16 protein-coding genes are annotated in these 16998 nt (G+C 35.3%); 13 read left to right on the top strand and 3 right to left on the bottom strand.

Translation table 11 applies throughout. From position 1 onward, the window contains the following. Nucleotides 1-65 precede the first annotated feature (65 nt). From ACEN2K_RS00180 to ACEN2K_RS00155, 6 genes are all read left to right on the top strand, one after another. Nucleotides 66-1055 (top strand): aspartate-semialdehyde dehydrogenase, encoded by a 990-nt coding sequence (locus ACEN2K_RS00180; RefSeq protein ID WP_441757291.1) that lies wholly within the window; start codon nt 66-68, stop codon nt 1053-1055. Nucleotides 1056-1159: 104 nt separating this feature from the next. Continuing rightward, the gene (locus ACEN2K_RS00175) at nt 1160-1510 is read left to right on the top strand and encodes a hypothetical protein (RefSeq protein ID WP_441757290.1); all 351 of its coding nucleotides are present in this window, start codon (nt 1160-1162) and stop codon (nt 1508-1510) included. A 215-nt stretch (nt 1511-1725) separates the two neighbouring features. After that, nucleotides 1726-3936, top strand: a complete 2211-nt coding sequence (locus ACEN2K_RS00170) for a TonB-dependent receptor (protein ID WP_441757289.1) — start codon at nt 1726-1728, stop codon at nt 3934-3936. Between the two features lie 271 nt (nt 3937-4207). Then, nucleotides 4208-6301, top strand: a complete 2094-nt coding sequence (locus ACEN2K_RS00165) for a prolyl oligopeptidase family serine peptidase (protein ID WP_441757931.1) — start codon at nt 4208-4210, stop codon at nt 6299-6301. A 640-nt stretch (nt 6302-6941) separates the two neighbouring features. Further along, nucleotides 6942-8165, top strand: coding sequence for a glycoside hydrolase family 130 protein (locus ACEN2K_RS00160; RefSeq protein WP_441757288.1), 1224 nt, complete (start codon nt 6942-6944; stop codon nt 8163-8165). A gap of 332 nt (nt 8166-8497) precedes the next feature. Next, the gene (locus ACEN2K_RS00155; RefSeq protein ID WP_441757287.1) at nt 8498-8812 is read left to right on the top strand and encodes an HPF/RaiA family ribosome-associated protein; all 315 of its coding nucleotides are present in this window, start codon (nt 8498-8500) and stop codon (nt 8810-8812) included. Nucleotides 8813-8917: 105 nt separating this feature from the next. Here the strand turns inward: ACEN2K_RS00155 and ACEN2K_RS00150 are convergent, their stop codons facing one another. Further along, nucleotides 8918-10504, bottom strand: a complete 1587-nt coding sequence (locus ACEN2K_RS00150; protein ID WP_441757286.1) for a L,D-transpeptidase family protein — start codon at nt 10502-10504, stop codon at nt 8918-8920. Nucleotides 10505-10693: 189 nt separating this feature from the next. Here ACEN2K_RS00150 and ACEN2K_RS00145 point away from each other — a divergent pair, with 189 nt between their 5' ends. The 7 genes from ACEN2K_RS00145 to ACEN2K_RS00115 all read left to right on the top strand — a co-directional run bounded on the left by ACEN2K_RS00145 (nt 10694) and on the right by ACEN2K_RS00115 (nt 15230). Next, nucleotides 10694-11203, top strand: coding sequence for a nuclear transport factor 2 family protein (locus ACEN2K_RS00145; protein WP_441757285.1), 510 nt, complete (start codon nt 10694-10696; stop codon nt 11201-11203). Nucleotides 11204-11327: 124 nt separating this feature from the next. Then, nucleotides 11328-12005 carry a tRNA (guanosine(46)-N7)-methyltransferase TrmB gene (gene trmB / locus ACEN2K_RS00140; RefSeq protein WP_441757284.1) on the top strand — a complete coding sequence of 226 codons (678 nt, stop codon included), beginning with the start codon at nt 11328-11330 and terminating at the stop codon, nt 12003-12005. Nucleotides 12006-12060: 55 nt separating this feature from the next. Further along, nucleotides 12061-12696 (top strand): LysE family transporter, encoded by a 636-nt coding sequence (locus tag ACEN2K_RS00135; RefSeq protein WP_441757283.1) that lies wholly within the window; start codon nt 12061-12063, stop codon nt 12694-12696. Nucleotides 12697-12722: 26 nt separating this feature from the next. Beyond that, complete coding sequence (locus ACEN2K_RS00130) at nt 12723-13052, top strand: MGMT family protein (protein ID WP_441757282.1); 330 nt, start codon at nt 12723-12725, stop codon at nt 13050-13052. Between the two features lie 232 nt (nt 13053-13284). Continuing rightward, the gene (locus tag ACEN2K_RS00125; RefSeq protein ID WP_441757281.1) at nt 13285-14412 is read left to right on the top strand and encodes a P-loop NTPase; all 1128 of its coding nucleotides are present in this window, start codon (nt 13285-13287) and stop codon (nt 14410-14412) included. A gap of 35 nt (nt 14413-14447) precedes the next feature. Then, a complete protein-coding gene (locus ACEN2K_RS00120; RefSeq protein ID WP_441757280.1) occupies nt 14448-14687 on the top strand; it encodes a NifU family protein in 240 nt (79 codons plus the stop codon). Between the two features lie 225 nt (nt 14688-14912). Then, the gene (locus tag ACEN2K_RS00115; protein WP_441757279.1) at nt 14913-15230 is read left to right on the top strand and encodes a ferredoxin; all 318 of its coding nucleotides are present in this window, start codon (nt 14913-14915) and stop codon (nt 15228-15230) included. 35 nt (nt 15231-15265) lie between these two features. Here the strand turns inward: ACEN2K_RS00115 and ACEN2K_RS00110 are convergent, their stop codons facing one another. Together ACEN2K_RS00110 and ACEN2K_RS00105 are read right to left on the bottom strand one after the other, a co-directional pair. Further along, nucleotides 15266-16039, bottom strand: a complete 774-nt coding sequence (locus tag ACEN2K_RS00110; protein ID WP_441757278.1) for an SGNH/GDSL hydrolase family protein — start codon at nt 16037-16039, stop codon at nt 15266-15268. 53 nt (nt 16040-16092) lie between these two features. Beyond that, on the bottom strand, nt 16093-16875 hold the full coding sequence (locus ACEN2K_RS00105) for a DUF3050 domain-containing protein (RefSeq protein WP_441757277.1): 783 nt from the start codon (nt 16873-16875) through the stop codon (nt 16093-16095). Between the last annotated feature and the right edge of the window lie 123 nt (nt 16876-16998).

Genomic DNA, 16998 nt, shown 5'->3' with positions numbered 1-16998 from the left:
TTGTTATGAAGGCTTTAATACTTACTTTTGCAGTTCAAATATGTATTCAATAACAAAATTATACTATGAAAATAGCTGTTGTAGGTGCTACCGGAATGGTAGGTGAAGTAATGTTAAAAGTATTAGCAGAAAGAAATTTTCCAGTTACAGAATTAATTCCTGTTGCATCTGAGAGATCAGTTGGGAAAGAAATCGAATATAATGGAAAAAAATACAAAGTAGTTGGCATGCAAACTGCTGTAGATATGAAGGCAGATATTGCTTTGTTTTCTGCAGGAGGAGAAACCTCACTAGAGTGGGCACCTAAATTTGCTGCTGCGGGTACAACTGTTATTGATAACTCATCAGCTTGGAGAATGGATCCTACTAAAAAATTAGTGGTACCAGAAATCAATGCGACTTCGCTAACTAAAGAAGATAAAATTATTGCTAACCCGAACTGTTCTACCATTCAAATGGTTTTAGTTTTAGCACCACTACATAAAAAATATAATATTAAACGAGTAATCGTTTCTACGTATCAGTCAATTACAGGAACTGGAGTTAAGGCAGTACAGCAATTAGAAAATGAGTATGCAGGAACTCAAGGAGAAATGGCTTACAAATACCCAATTCATAGAAACGCGATTCCACAATGTGATTCATTCGAGGAAAACGGTTACACTAAAGAAGAAATGAAGTTAGTGCGTGAAACTCAAAAAATTCTAGATGATAAAACCATTGCAGTTACAGCAACTGCTGTTCGTGTGCCTATTGTAGGTGGACACAGTGAAGCAGTAAATGTGGAGTTTACCAATGATTTTGTGGTTTCAGATATTCAAAATATTTTACACCACACTGATGGTGTGGTGGTACAAGACAACAACGATACTTATACCTACCCAATGCCTATGTATGCACAGGGGAAAGATGAGGTTTTTGTAGGAAGAATTCGTCGTGACGAGAGCCAAGCAAACACTTTAAATATGTGGATAGTTGCTGATAACTTACGTAAAGGAGCAGCCACGAACACTGTGCAAATTGCAGAATATTTAGTAGCATCAAAACTGGTGTAAATTATTACGGAAAATAATATAGTAAACCATCTATGACGGCAATTCTAAATGTTTTGTCTCCTTAGATGGTTTTCTTTTTTGATGTTTACCTACCTTTGTAGTGTATGAAAAAGAAGCAGCTCCTATTAAGTCTTTCTTTAGCGATGACCGTATTGTTTTCAATACTTGTTCAATCGTTGCATACCTATACCCATTTTGTCGAGCAATTTGCACAAACAGAATGCCAACATAAATACAATGTTACCCATACGGAGATAACGCACCAACACCATTCTTTTGAACAATGTTCGGTTTGTCATTTTACATTTGGTTCCTACGTTTCCCCAGAGGCTTTTACCTATAAATTCCATTCGAATTATAAGTTAATTCCATACTTTTTAACAACTACAGAAAAAATAACTTTATTTTCTGGTAGTTTGTATTCTCTTCGTGGCCCCCCTATTTGTATTGTTTAAACAGCGTTACAGTTTTGAATAAAGATAATGTATATCCATACTCTATTTAATTAAGTGATTACATCCATTCGTAATGGATCTACTCCTTAGCTGAATATTTTTTGATATATAGTGGTTATCCGTTTTTAAACTGTATTAAACTCGAATACAATTACAAACAATCTCACTGATATCCTTGGCTATGGCTAATTTTCAGTGAACTATAATTATTCTCCATGAAAAAATACATATTAACCCTAATTTTGGGTTTTACAGCGGTGCTACAAGCACAAAATACGGTATCGGGTACCGTATCAAATTTGGCAAACCAACCTATAAAAGGGGTTTCTGTCTATGCTCCTGAATTACACAAAGGAACTACTACAGATGAAAATGGGCATTATTCGATAACAAATGTGCCTAATGGAACTGTAAAGTTGAGTTTTACTTTTGTAGGTTTCACAACTCAAAATAAATCCATAAAAATTCAGCAACAAGAAAATAACTTTGATGTAATACTTGAGGAAACTATTTTCCAAATGGATGAGGTTATTGTCTCTACGGCTTTTAATAAAATACAGTCGCAAAACGTGATGAAGGTTGAGCATGAATCCATCAAAGATTTACAGCAAAAGGGGACGGCAACTTTAATCGAAGGATTAGCTACTATTCCTGGGGTTTCTCAGGTTTCTACAGGAACATCAATAGGGAAGCCTGTTATTCGTGGCTTAAGCGGGAATCGAGTACTGGTCTATTCTCAAGGAGTCCGCATGGAAAACCAGCAATTTGGTGATGAACATGGTTTAGGCTTGAATGATGCAGGAGTAGAAAGTGTTGAGGTCATTAAAGGACCAGCTTCTTTGCTTTATGGTTCTGATGCCCTTGGGGGTGTTTTGTATTTCAATCCAGAAAAATTTGCTGATGCTAATACGTTCAAAGCTAATTTTAATCAAAAGTTATTTTCTAATACGCTAGGAAGTAACTCTTCAATTGGACTAAAAACATCTACTGAAAATTGGAAATTTTTAGCGCGTGGAAGTTACAATACCCATTCAGATTACCGCATTGCGGATGGCGATCGAGTAACAAATACACGGTATAATGAAACTGATTTCAAAACAGGGATTGGCTACAGTACTTCTAATTTTTCTTCGGTCCTTCGATATAATTATAACAATTTAGATATTGGTATACCAGAAGACGGAATCGCAGGGCAATCTTCCAGCAAAAACACACAGTTTCCAAGACAGGCTGTTTTTAATCACTTATTAAGTTTGAACTCCATAATCTATTTTAAAGAGTCAAAACTGGATGTAGATCTTGGATACATTGCTAATGACCGTTCTGAATTTGAGGATAGCAACATAGCTGGTTTACATATGAAACTGAAGACATTTAATTATGACGCTAAATACCATCTACCAAAGATGGGTAAACTAGAATCGATTTTTGGAATTCAAGGCATGCATCAAACGAATACCAATTTTGGAGAGGAATATTTAATTCCAGATGCCACCACAAATGATTTTGGTGTTTTTGGGACTGCTAATTATGAGTGGGGAAATAATAGTGCGTTGCAAGGAGGTTTGCGTTTCGATAATAGAAAAGTTACTAGTGTCGCACATGGAAACCTGGGAGAAGAAGGTTATTTTAAAGCAATTGACAAATCCTTTGATAGTTTTAATGCTTCTTTAGGTTACAAAACAAACTTGGCTGATGATCTTACTTTACGACTGAATTTGGCTTCAGGGTTTAGAGCGCCTAATTTAGCTGAACTTACCTCTAATGGAGTTCACGAAGGAACCAATCGCTACGAAATAGGGAATTCTGATTTAAAAACAGAACAAAACGTACAAACGGATTTGAATCTAGAATATAAGACGGATCACTTTGAGTTTTTTGTCAATGGTTTTTACAACCACATCAATAATTACATTTATACCTCACCCACGGGGACCGTGTTAGATAATAATGATGTCTTTACTTATATTCAAAATAATGCAAAGTTATATGGAGGAGAAGTTGGCTTGCATTTTCATCCGCATCCTTTAGACTGGTTGCATTATGAAACTAGTTTTGAAACAGTTACCGGTAAAAAAGAAAATGGAGACTATCTGCCATTGATTCCAGCAAACAACTGGAGTAATACCTTAAGAGCTGAATTTAAAATCAAGAATTGGTTCGAAGGAGGTTTTGCTACAGCAAATTTAGTTACAACGTTTAATCAAAAAAATGTTAGTGGTTTTGAAACAGAATCTAACGGATATACTTTGCTAAACTTGGGCTTAGGAGGTACTGTGAAATTTGGCAAAACCGTATTTGATATAAATTTAAATGGGAATAACCTTTTTGACAAACGATATATTGCTCATTTATCGCGCTTGAAAAATGACGGCATTCCTAATATTGGAAGAAATATTGTGCTAGGCGTAAATTTCAATTTATAGTTTTTATAATTATCTAATTTTTAGCACTTTTAAGCCATTAAGATGTTCAGAAATTAAAAGCTTTTAGCTAATTTTCTTGATCTCTTAATGGTTTTTTATTTTAATTCATTTACAACTAGCGAGTTGCTATGGGATAAAACAATATCGTAACAAAAACCAAATTTTTACGACTAACACTCTTAAACTGTCTTCTTTCAACAGGGAGACAATCTATTTCCTTATTTTTGTTATAACCAATAAAAAGATACTAATGAAAAAATTAATTCTGATAATGGCAGTACTTCCTACAATGGTTGCAATTGGACAGAACCAAAAACCATTACAATACCCTAAAACTCATAAAGGATCTGTAGTCGATACCTATTTTGATACCGCGGTTAACGACCCATACCGCTGGCTAGAGGATGATCGCTCTGAAGAAACCGCTGCTTGGGTAAAAGCACAAAACGAAGTAACTTATGGGTACTTAAACCAAATTCCTTTTCGCGATGCACTGAAAAACCGCATGGAAAAATTGTGGAATTATGAAAAAATAGGTGCTCCATCTAAAGAAGGGAATTACACTTATTTTTCAAAAAACAACGGATTGCAAAATCAATCGGTGGTGTATAGAAAAGATGCTTCTGGAAAAGAAGAGGTTTTCTTAGATCCTAATACTTTTTCAAAAGACGGCACAACCTCTTTAGGAGGTCTTGATTTTTCAAAAGACGGTTCAAAAGTAGCCTATGCTATATCAGAAGGGGGTAGCGATTGGAGAAAAGTAATTATCATGGATGCCTTGTCTAAAAAAGTAATTGAAGACACACTTGTCGATGTGAAATTCAGTGGGTTGTCATGGAGAGGAAACGAAGGATTCTATTATTCTAGCTATGAAAAACCAAAGGGAAGCGAACTTTCAGCCAAAACGGACCAACATAAATTGTATTTCCACAAACTTGGAACGGCTCAAAAGGACGATAAGGTAGTTTTTGGCGCAGACCAAAAAAGACGCTACATAGGTGGTTACGTAACTGAAGACGATGCCTATTTAGTGATTTCTGCAGCTAATTCTACTTATGGGAACGAACTCTATATTAAAAGTTTAAAAACGGATAATAGTCCTATTATTACTATCGTTGATAACTTCAATAGCGATAACAGTATTATAGAAACGGAGGGAAGTAAATTATTTATAGAAACCGACTTGAACGCGCCTAACAAACGAATTGTTACCGTAGATTTTAGTAATCCTGCACCAGCAAACTGGGTAGATTTTATTCCAGAAACAACAAATGTGTTGTCACCTTCAACAGGAGCCGGTTTTATCTTTGCTAATTATATGAAAGACGCCGTTTCAGTAGTGCAGCAATATGATTATTCTGGAAAAATGGTTCGCGAAATCAAATTGCCAGCAGTAGGAACTGCAGGAGGCTTTGGTGGTAAGAAAATCGACAAAACTTTATATTACTCTTTTACAAACTATACCACACCAGGAACCATTTATGCCTTGGAACCAAAATCGGGAAAATCAACAATCTATGCCAAGCCTAATGTTGATTTTAACAGTGAAAATTTCGAATCAAAACAAGTTTTTTATACCTCAAAAGATGGGACCAAAATCCCAATGATTATCACCTACAAAAAAGGCCTAAAATTAAACGGACAAAACCCAACAATGCTGTATGGTTACGGTGGCTTTAATGTCAGCCTAACGCCAAGTTTCAGTATAGCAAATGCTGTTTGGATGGAAAATGGCGGTGTTTATGCGGTACCTAACTTGCGTGGTGGTGGAGAATATGGTAAAAAATGGCACGATGCAGGAACTAAAATGCAAAAACAAAATGTGTTTGATGACTTCATCGCCGCTGCAGAATACTTAATTGCTCAAAAATACACTTCTACAAATTTCCTTGCCATACGTGGTGGATCAAATGGAGGATTACTAGTAGGTGCTACAATGACACAACGACCTGATTTGATGAAAGTGGCTTTACCGGCGGTAGGAGTAATGGACATGTTGCGCTATCATACTTTCACAGCAGGTGCAGGTTGGGCATATGATTATGGAACAGCTCAAGACAGTAAAGAAATGTTTGATTATATTAAAGGGTATTCACCAGTACAAAACGTAAAAGCGGGTACACACTATCCGGCAACAATGGTTACTACTGGAGATCATGATGATAGAGTGGTACCAGCACATAGTTTTAAATTTGCAGCTGAGCTACAAGAAAAACAATCAGGACCTAATCCTACTTTAATACGTATTGATGTAAAAGCAGGACATGGAGCAGGAAAATCGGTTGCAGCAAGTATTCAGGAAAATGTAGACATTCAAGCCTTTACTTTATATAATATGGGATTTAAAGCGTTGCCAAAACACTAATCTAGTATTGAAAATAGTAGAAACAGGTAAATTGATCTCTAAAATCCTGTGATTATAATTACTTAAAAACCATAATTACTTTGACTAGTAGTTGTGGTTTTTTTTTACTTTAAATTGGATGGAAGGCTATGATTCCTGTGTTTTTTTAAATTGTAATTATTTGGCATTTAGCAGTGTATTGAATTTTAGTTGCTTTTTGTTATCAAGTTTTTACTATCTTTAATGTTCCTAATATCTAAAGTTTAAAGCTATATCAGGATCAAGAAAAGTATTTGATATAATCAATCCATCTTCTTTCTGATAACAGTTTAATTGGAACGAATATGCTACAGTATTTTAAAAGACTTTTTACTACACGATTAAAAAACCTCACTTATTTTAATTAAAAAAGGAAGCTATGAGAGTTGCTGTTACCCGAAAAAATGTAAAATTTAAGCCAGATTCTAGTAGAGTAGTTGCTAGATATTTTATGAATGGGGATCAGCGTACTCGAGATATGGTGAGCCGTATCATGGTTTTGGATGAAAAACAAGTGTTACATACCTTAGAACAAACACTAAGGGAATTTGCTAGGCGCCATCGCAATATTTCGCGCATATTTTTTAATCATTGTGAAAATATTCGAGGAATAATAGAAGAAATGCAAATTAACTATGACAGCATATCTGACGAAAGAAAAATGCTGATAGGTTCCTACTGCACAATGGAATATGCCATTGAATCTGCTGCTTTTTTCAACCCCTCTATTGTTGAAGATTTTGATCAATCTTTTCTGGGAAAGCAGGAAAAGCGGGTTGTTATTTCATTTAGATCTACAGGAGAAGGACATATTTCTTCGGTGGTTTTTAGAAGAGGAATTCTGGACAAGAACAATGATCTTCAGATGATGAAGGTAGGGGCAAATATTGACAAGGCCGAGATTGTACACAAAGCGTTGTTTGACAAAAATAAATTCATCAGGAAATTAGCCGAAATGGATACGCCAGATAAGTACACAGCCGTTATTTTAAAGGACTTGCCAGAAAAATTTGGCTATCAGATCATAAAAGATGCAATACAAAAAGTGCTGGATGATCCTTTAATTAGTCAAGATCAGCGAATTGCACTTGAAGAAATAATTTGGTTAGCAGATTCCTTTTATGATATACAATTCAAACACGATTCAGATATCACCGAACGGGTTATATTTCCAATATCGGATTCTGAAAGCCGTGGGATTGAGGATGCGCGTTTCGTACGTTTTTCTGATGAGGGAAAATCAGACCGGATATTTGGGACCTACACGGCTTATAATGGACATGTGATTATGCCAAAACTCATCTTCACTGAAGACTTTTACTCCTTTCATGTCATGCCTTTGTATGGAGAAGGGGCGCGTAATAAAAACTTAGCAATGTTCCCCCGGAAAATAAAAGGGAAATATGCGATGCTTTCTAGAATTGATGGAGTCAATAATTACCTGATGTATTCGGATAGAGCTACAGAATGGAATAATCCTGTGATGATACAACAACCACGTTATCCTTGGGAATTCACCCAAATAGGAAACTGTGGATCGCCACTATGGACAGAGGAGGGATGGCTAGTGATTACGCACGGAGTAGGTGCTATGAGGCGATACTGCTTGGGCGCTTCGTTGTTTGACCTTGATGATCCTTCGAAAGAAATAGGACGGCTAGATGAGCCATTACTCGCCCCTAGAGAAGACGAACGCGAAGGATATGTGCCTAATGTGGTCTATTCTTGTGGCTCCATTATTCACAACAACAATTTAATATTGCCCTATGCTGTATCTGACTATTCTTCTACCTACGGAGTGGTTGATATGGTTGAGTTACTCGATGCCTTAAAAAAGAGTAAATAAGCCCGAAATTTAAAGATTGGATTCAAGTTTTGTAGGAGCTGTTTCCTGCTGTACACTCTATCTTTTCCTTTTTAAAGAAAAAAGGAAAAGGATGCCGCTACCATCAGGGCTAGGCAAGAGTTTTACAATGGTCAAATAGTATTTAAAAGATGCTATGTAAATGAGTAGCGATTTTTGTTTATTTCTAATTAATAAGTGGTATTTTATAAGGGAGAACATTATATAATTGTTCCTAAAGTGCACTAGAATTATTCATAATGTTTTATTAATATGCTCGGTTTTTCGTACAGCTTTGAGTAGCTTTGAAAGACAATATTTAAACATACAATACTATGAAGATACAATTTAACACAGACAAAAATGTAGAAGGAAACGAGAGAGCAGAAGGTTATTTCTCAAACGAATTAGAAACAGCTTTAGCACGTTTTGAAGATAAAATCACTAGAATTGAGGTGCATATTGGTGACGAAAACAGCAGCAAACCAGGTATTAATGATAAACGTTGTTTGATTGAAGTACGTCCTGCAAAATTACAACCTATAGTGGTTACTGAGCACGCCGATACCGTTGAAAAAGCCTTTAGAGGTGCGTTAGACAAAATCAAGAAAACACTTACTACAACTTTTGAAAAGCAAAAAGTACATTAAACACTTTCTTTTGGGAAGACTTATATATAAAAAGACAGTTACGCATAAAGTGTAACTGTCTTTTTTTGTGTACCTACATATTTATAGCTAGCAGAATATTTAAGGCTATTGCTCAAATAACAAAGCGGCTAGTGGTTCATCTCTTTTATAAACATCATCATAAAAGTGAACTGTTCCCTCTGTATCAACCCAAGCCGTAAAATACCCAATGTAAACAGGGATTTTATTTTTTAAGGTATACCAAGATTCTTTTCCTGCATTCATCGCTTCATCTATTTTTTCAGCATTCCAGTTTTCATCATCTTCTAAAATCTTATTAGCTAATTCAACTGGTTTGGCCACACGTATACAACCGTGGCTAAAGGCTCTACTCTCTCTACTAAAAAGATGTTTAGAGGGGGTGTCGTGTAAATAAATAGCATTCGAATTAGGGAATAAAAACTTCACTAGACCTAAGGAGTTTTTTGGTCCAGGTTTTTGACGCACTCTACCTTCATTCCATTCCATGTTGTGCTGAGCTAGGTAGTTACTATTCTTAGCAATTGCTGGCAAAATTTCTTTTTGCGTGATGCTACTCGGCACATTCCAGTACGGACTGAAAACGATGTATTTCATTGGTGCACTAAAAATGACTGTTTTATTGACAGTTTTGCCCACCACAACATTCGATTGCAACACGATTTCACCATTTTTAAAATAAGTCAATTCATAAGCGGGAATGTTTACGGCAATAAGTTCTTTGGCATTAGAAATGTCTTTGGAAATCCAGCGACAACGTTCCATATTTACAATTAATGTTCGTATGTGATCGCTCACTGGTACATTCATGTCTTTAATGTGTGACGGAAGTAATATTGTGCTTGCTGCATTCCCTCTGCTTTTTTTGAATTCTAAAACGCCTCTGGATAGTTCTTCATCATAAATGGGGCTCTTAGAGTCGGTACTAATTTCTCCGGTAATATATAAGCGATTGCGTACTTGTGCGATCGTCTGGGAACTGTCTCCCACCTTTAAGGATTTTACTCCTTTCTCCATCTCAATCGTTGACCATCCGCCTTCATTTTCAATCTGACGGTATTTTTTTAGAACTTTTTGCAATAAATAATATTGACTAAAATGGTGTTTCTTTTCTTTTTTAATGATCGAAGGATCAACTATTAAAGAATCAATGTAAGTAGTATAGGATTGTTTCTCTCTGGGTAGAAACCATTCCATTTCGGTAGATTTCTCTGTATCTAAACCATGGTAAACTTTGTCTATATAAAAGAAATACAAAGAGGTGGTTAACAGTTCAGAGGCTACACTAGGAATTTTGCTATTAGTATGATTTTCATAAATAGCATCCAACTTTTCCCTGTAAGGAATGGACGATTGAATCCCTTCATCGGGTAAATTGATAATTTTATTGTACAGTACGTTAGCAAACTCATTAAGTCCGTTCTTATCATACCAAATGTAATGGTACTGCTGTTTTAAGTACAGTGCATCCACATCTTTTTGGTATTTTTTTAATAAAGGATGCTCCATGAAAAAGGTTTTGACTAACGTGCTGTCAAACGGAATCTCGCTAGGAACCACAGCTTTTTTGAGCTCAACAGCTGCAATGTCCTGAGTATGGTTTTTTTTACACGATAGAAAAACGAGTGAGAAGCTTAAAAATAAAAAACTTCGATATATAAATAATTTTGTCATGCTTTGTGATTTGGAACTAAAATAAGGTAAATGTACGTAAAAAGAGAAAAGAAGTTTTTGCTTGTTATGGCAGAAAAAACATTTCCATTAAAATAGTATATTTACCTTCCGATTTATTTTGAAAACAGTTGCGCTAACTGTTGTAGCATTTTAAAATACTTCTTTTTATTTAAATCACAAAAATTCGCCATGAAAAAATTTTTTTTAGCAGCCACTGTAGCTGTTTTACTTTCCTCTTTCGGGCTACCTAGCTCAAATGAGGGGTTAGAGAAGCAGCAAATAAATGCGGTATTGGATAATTGGCATAAAGCCGCTGCAGATGCTCAATTTGATGCATACTTTGATTTAATGACGTCTGATGCAATATTTATAGGTACTGATGCGACTGAAAACTGGAAAAAGCCAGATCTTGAAGTGTGGGCTAAACCCTTTTTTGATAGAGGGAAAGCATGGGATTTCACTGCGCTAGAGCGTCACATTTATTTGGATAAAACTGGAAAGATGGCATGGTTTGACGAATTACTCGATACACAAATGAAAATTTGCAGAGGTTCAGGGGTTTTAATTAAAGTAGGTAAAAAATGGAAAATACAGCATTATGTGCTGTCAATGACGGTCCCAAATGATAATGTGGATGCAGTAGTTAAGATAAAAGCGCCTATTGAAGAGGCTTTGATGAAAACATTAAAAAGTAAATGAGAGGTTAGCTAAAAAAGGCTCTTAAGGAGTAATTTATATTTGATGGATTAAAAACTATTTTTTTCAGTTACAGGTCCTTCGGTCTTATATATTTCGTTAATTTTGCCGAAATATTTGAAATAAAGTGGGAAGCAAAAATAAATTAAAGAGATTTAAGGAAAACGAAACATTTACGAATGTTTTTCAACCAACAAGAGAAGAAGTAGTAGGTGATTTATTTCCTTTGAAAGGAAAATGGAATGCTGAATTTTTTAAGAATGACAATCCTTTGGTACTAGAACTAGGTTGTGGTAAAGGAGAATACTCTGTAGGGTTAGCCGAAAGATATCCTGATAAAAATTTCGTAGGGATTGATATTAAGGGAGCTCGTTTTTGGCGTGGTGCTAAAACTGCGGTTGAAACTGGCCTGAACAACGTGGCTTTCATTCGAACTCAGATCGAATTAATCAATCATATTTTTGCTGAAAATGAAGTTGATGAAATCTGGATTACTTTTCCGGATCCTCAAATAAAATACAAAAGAACTAAACACCGTATGACAAATTCGGAGTTTTTACAATTGTATAAAAAAATCCTTAAGAAAGACGGTGTTGTTAACTTAAAAACAGATAGTGAATTCATGCACGGTTATACGCTTGGATTGCTACACGGTGAAGGACATGAAGTGTTGTATGCTAACCATAATGTGTACGTGAATGAAGGAAGTCCAGAGGAAGTAACTGCTTTTCAGACATTTTACGAAAAACAATATTTGGAAGTTAACAAAGCAATTACGTATATTCGATTTAAAATTAAAGAATAATTACACGTAAGTTTCTAGGATATTTCGTCCATTTTGAATGTTTGACACACACTAAATGAATTACATTTTACCTCTATTTTTTGGTTTTATAACCGCAGTTATAGGCATTATGCCCCCGGGTTTAATTAACATGACAGCGGCTAAAGTGAATCTAAAAGAAGGAGCTCGTAATGCATTCTGGTTTGTACTGGGAGCAATAATTATTATATTTTTTCAGGCATATATTGCGATTATATTTGCTAGAATTATCAATATTCGGCCGGATATAGTGATTTTATTGCGTGAAATCGGTTTTGCAATCTTTGGTTCGTTGACCATTTATTTCTTATGGATCGCCAAAAAACCAAAAATTAAAAAAAGGAAAATTGATAAGAAAAGTAAAAAGAAACGTTTCTTTTTAGGAATGTTGCTATCCGTTTTGAATTTTTTCCCCATTCCATACTATGTTTTCATAAGTATTACCCTATCGTCATATGATCTTTTTAGCTTTACATTACCTTCCATCTTTACTTTTGTTAGTGGAGTAGTGCTGGGGTCATCTATGGTTTTTTACTTTTATATTCGCTTTTTTCAAAATATAGAAAACAAAGCTGACTATCTATTGAAGAATATGAATACAATTATAGGTGGTATTACAGGAGTGATATCGATAATTACCTTATTTAATATCGTAAAGTACTACTTACTTTAACGTGAAATTTCTATTCCAGTTGCAGGATGTCAAACGATAATTTTTTCGAAAGAGTGTATGAAATTGCTAGGCAAATTCCGTACGGCAGAGTGACTTCTTATGGCGCTATTGCAAAAGCGTTGGGTACTGCACGCTCTGCGCGCATGGTAGGCTGGGCTATGAATGCTTCCCACAATAGAGAAGACGTACCAGCACATCGTGTAGTGAATAGAAAAGGACTACTAACAGGCAAGTTTCATTTTGATGGAACAAACCTGATGCAGCAACTGCTGGAGAGTGAGGGCATTCAAGTTGTGGATAACCAAATTATCGATTTTGAAAAGCTTTTTTGGGAACCAGCGATTTTCAACGAATAAAGGATTGCGAAGGTTGGTTTTATAAAATTAGATTGTGTGACTCCTCTTCTACTGTAAAATGTCCCGAAATTAGCTGCTGATGTTTCCATAATTGTATCAAATTCTGGTATCAATAAATCCAATTTAAATCCTTTAAAATAAGAACTTAATCCGTTATCTTTGTAATCTGAAATCAGTTTAAATAAACATAGCATTTTTACTGCAATACCAAATAGAAAATAGTAAACTTATAATGAAATTAGATAGAAAAGAAATTCTTAAAGCTTTAGAAACAATTACTATTGCTGGAGAAGGAAAAAATATGGTGGAAAGTGGCGCCATTGCAAACGTAATCACTTTTGGAGATGAAGTAGTGGTTGATTTAGTTTTAAACACTCCTGCGATGCACATTAAAAAACGTGCAGAGGATGATATTAAAAAAACGATTCATGATTTAGTTTCGCCTGAGGCAAAAGTAAAAGTGAACAGTAAAGTGCAAACTCCTGAAAAACCTGAAATCAAAGGGAAGTCAATTCCTGGAATAAAAAATATTATCGCTGTTGCCTCTGGAAAGGGTGGAGTAGGTAAATCTACTATTACGGCAAACTTAGCTGTTTCATTAGCTAAAATGGGATTTAGTGTTGGTGTTCTTGATGCTGATATCTACGGACCATCGATGCCAATCATGTTTGATGTTGAGAATGAAAAACCAATCTCAGTTACAGTTGACGGAAAATCAAAAATGAAACCAGTTGAAAGTTATAAAGTAAAAATGCTTTCTATTGGATTTTTTACGGCACCTAGTCAGGCAGTAATCTGGAGAGGACCAATGGCTTCTAAAGCATTGAACCAAATGATATTTGATGCTGATTGGGGGGAATTAGACTTTATGTTAATTGACTTGCCACCAGGAACAGGTGATATTCACCTTTCTATCATGCAGTCATTGCCAGTAACGGGAGCTGTAGTGGTAAGTACACCGCAAGCAGTTGCATTAGCCGATGCTAAAAAAGGAGTGTCTATGTTCTTGTCAGAAGCAATCAATGTGCCTGTTTTAGGAATTATTGAAAACATGGCGTACTTTACACCCGAAGAACTTCCCGAAAACAAATATTATATCTTTGGTCAAGAAGGAGCTAAAAATTTAGCCGAAGATTTAGATGTGCCTTTCCTAGGAGAAGTGCCTATCGTACAATCAATACGTGAAGCGGGTGATTATGGTCGTCCAGCGGCTATGCAAACAGGATCTATAGTAGAAACGGTTTTCGAAAATATAACAAGAAAAGTGGTAGAAGAGACAGTACGAAGAAACGACAGTTTACCGGCTACTGAAGCTATAAAAATTACCACTATGGCAGGATGCTCTGCTGTAAAAAAATAATAAGGTTTACTAGATAAATCTTTAAATAGAAGAAAATGACAACAGAAGAATTAACAATAGAAGTTCAAAAAGCACTGGAAGAAATTAGACCTTTCTTAAACTCTGACGGAGGTGATATTACGCTTATCTCTATAGAAGAGGACAAACATGTGAAAGTACGTCTGGAAGGAGCTTGTACCAGTTGTAGTGTAAATCAAATGACACTAAAAGCAGGCGTGGAGACGACTATTAAAAAGTTTGCACCACAAATTGAAACTGTTGTAAATATCCTATAACTTGTAGACATGCACTTTTCCTAAAGAAGGTTATGATAACTTGTAGTTATCCATCTTCTTTAGGTGAAGAAATGTTGGGCTGTTTCGAGAACGATATGCAATAGGCAATATTTCTATAATAATAAAAGTTGATGACCTCTATGTGGTTTTCACTATAGCCTCTGTTTTCATAAAGTCGAAAGTACTATAATCGAATCCACTCTAAAATTTAACGACCACACTTACATGGATGTACTAATTAAAATAAAAGATAGAGAAGGTGTTGTGCATGATTTGCAAGCTCCTACTGATATGGCCATGAATATCATGGAATTATGCAAAGCTTATGAGCTTCCTGTTGAAGGAACTTGTGGCGGTATGGCTATGTGTGCATCTTGTCAATGTTATGTTCTTAATGACGTTGCATTACCAGAAATGGGAGACGATGAAGAAGCGATGCTTTCTGAGGCTTTTTATGTTAAGCCAAACAGTCGCTTGGGCTGTCAAATTCCAATTACTGAAGATCTTGAAGGATTAGAATTAGAACTAGCTCCTGAAAATTAAAATAGTAAAGCGCTTTCTGTGAAGAAAGCGCTTTTTTATTTGTTTATTATTACCGCTGCTTTGGGAGCAATTAGATTTACAAACAGTTTATAGGCAGCTTCAGAAGGATGAAGTCCATCTTGTGCAACTAGATTTGTATTTTGTAATCCCTGTCTAGTAATAGCGGTAATAGTTATGAATTGTATATTATTGTCAGTACAATATTTTTTAGCAAAGGCGTTATATTGGTCTATTTCGGCACTTATTATTGATGATTTTCCTGATCCTTGGCCGTAAGGCGTATATGTATAATCAGGAATAGATACTACAATAACTCTCGATTTATCTCCTTTAGCAAAACCAATGCTCTTCGTTAGCAATTCAGGAAACTCTTTTTCGTAAATGGAAAATGCTTTATTTTGATATTGATTGTTGACACCTATTAGTAGTGTAACAAGATCAAATGTTGCTTCTGGTTTTTGATTCTCAATAGCTGATAGTAAATTACTCGTAGTCCAGCCTGTTTGTGCTATAACCTTCAAGTTGTAATTATTAGCGGTATTGACATTTTTTAAGCGCAATGTGAGTTGTTCTGGAAATTTGCAGCTCTCACATACACTTTGTCCTATGGTATAACTATCACCAAGAGCCAAATATTTAATTGGAAAGTCTTTAGTGGGTATATAAGGAATGGCTTCTACTGGTGAAGCTGTTGTGTTTTGACTGGGTATTGGTTTTACATCATTCTCTACTACCTGGCTTTCACTACTGCAATAAGAAAACATAAGAGCTGTAAATACCGCAACTATTATTTTGATTTGTTTCTTCATAATGTCGAAATTTTTATCCTTATAATAGTTACGGTAATTAGTAGTTATTGGTTTTAGGCAAGTGCAACTTTTGAACTAATATGTTCTTCGATAGCATCCCACAGACCGATACGTTTGTCTAATGCGAGTCTTGAAATTTCTTCCACTTCAAGCCATTTCTGAGCGTCATCTTCGCATAATTCAGTAATCATCTGCATAGCCATAGGGCCGTGCTCATCAGCATCTAATTCAATATGTCTTTCAAAATAGTAAATTAATTTGCTTAAATCTGTATTCGGGAAGTTCTCTTGGAAGTTCTTTAGAATTTCGGTAAACATACTCGGAATTAAATCTTCTCTACCAAAGGTAAATGCAGCAGCGATTTCATGCGGTTTTCCTTCTTCTATTACTCTAAAGGTAAAGTCAAGAAATGCTTTAATATTGGGATGTAGATTACTTATTTTAATGGCAACAAAGATGTTTTGTAGGGAATTGATTTCTCCTAGAAAGCTTTCAATGGCAGTTGTATCAGCGCCACAATCTTTCATTGCTTCAATGTACATTTCATAATGACTTTGACGACGGCCATCAATAGTCAAATCTGATTCTTCAGCAAGAACGATTTCGTTTATTAAATACCTTGTTTCAGGATTTTTTGTGGCAAACCATGGCGTGGTCGTACACGTTAATTTAGCTTGCAATGCTTTTAATAATGACATGAAATCCCAAACGGCATAAACATGATTTTCTAAAAAACATTGTAAGTCTTCAATTGTTTTTACTTTTTTGTAAAGCGGATGTTGCAACAACGCATCTTTTTGAGGCTGAATTTGGTTGTTGATATGCTGGATATTCATACTAAATTATTTTTGTGGTAAATATAAAAAAGCTTCTTGTTTCCAAGAAGCTTTTGTAATCAATTTTATTAATTCTTTAATAGCTGTTTAGCATCAGAACTACAAAGTCTCTTGTGCTTTTAT

The sequence above is a fragment of the Flavobacterium sp. W21_SRS_FM3 genome, from assembly GCF_052113625.1.
Lineage (GTDB): Bacteria > Bacteroidota > Bacteroidia > Flavobacteriales > Flavobacteriaceae > Flavobacterium.
Note: the sequence above shows the minus strand (reverse complement) of the source record. Positions and strands in the feature narration are given on the sequence as shown.

Coding starts and splice junctions, on each gene's coding strand:
- ACEN2K_RS00180 (WP_441757291.1), top strand. CDS start 66: ATGAAAATAGCTGTTGTAGGTGCTACCGGAATGGTAGGTGAAGTAATG.
- ACEN2K_RS00175 (WP_441757290.1), top strand. CDS start 1,160: ATGAAAAAGAAGCAGCTCCTATTAAGTCTTTCTTTAGCGATGACCGTA.
- ACEN2K_RS00170 (WP_441757289.1), top strand. CDS start 1,726: ATGAAAAAATACATATTAACCCTAATTTTGGGTTTTACAGCGGTGCTA.
- ACEN2K_RS00165 (WP_441757931.1), top strand. CDS start 4,208: ATGGCAGTACTTCCTACAATGGTTGCAATTGGACAGAACCAAAAACCA.
- ACEN2K_RS00160 (WP_441757288.1), top strand. CDS start 6,942: ATGCAAATTAACTATGACAGCATATCTGACGAAAGAAAAATGCTGATA.
- ACEN2K_RS00155 (WP_441757287.1), top strand. CDS start 8,498: ATGAAGATACAATTTAACACAGACAAAAATGTAGAAGGAAACGAGAGA.
- ACEN2K_RS00150 (WP_441757286.1), bottom strand. CDS start 10,504: ATGACAAAATTATTTATATATCGAAGTTTTTTATTTTTAAGCTTCTCA.
- ACEN2K_RS00145 (WP_441757285.1), top strand. CDS start 10,694: ATGAAAAAATTTTTTTTAGCAGCCACTGTAGCTGTTTTACTTTCCTCT.
- ACEN2K_RS00135 (WP_441757283.1), top strand. CDS start 12,061: ATGAATTACATTTTACCTCTATTTTTTGGTTTTATAACCGCAGTTATA.
- ACEN2K_RS00130 (WP_441757282.1), top strand. CDS start 12,723: ATGTCAAACGATAATTTTTTCGAAAGAGTGTATGAAATTGCTAGGCAA.
- ACEN2K_RS00125 (WP_441757281.1), top strand. CDS start 13,285: ATGAAATTAGATAGAAAAGAAATTCTTAAAGCTTTAGAAACAATTACT.
- ACEN2K_RS00120 (WP_441757280.1), top strand. CDS start 14,448: ATGACAACAGAAGAATTAACAATAGAAGTTCAAAAAGCACTGGAAGAA.
- ACEN2K_RS00115 (WP_441757279.1), top strand. CDS start 14,913: ATGGATGTACTAATTAAAATAAAAGATAGAGAAGGTGTTGTGCATGAT.
- ACEN2K_RS00110 (WP_441757278.1), bottom strand. CDS start 16,039: ATGAAGAAACAAATCAAAATAATAGTTGCGGTATTTACAGCTCTTATG.
- ACEN2K_RS00105 (WP_441757277.1), bottom strand. CDS start 16,875: ATGAATATCCAGCATATCAACAACCAAATTCAGCCTCAAAAAGATGCG.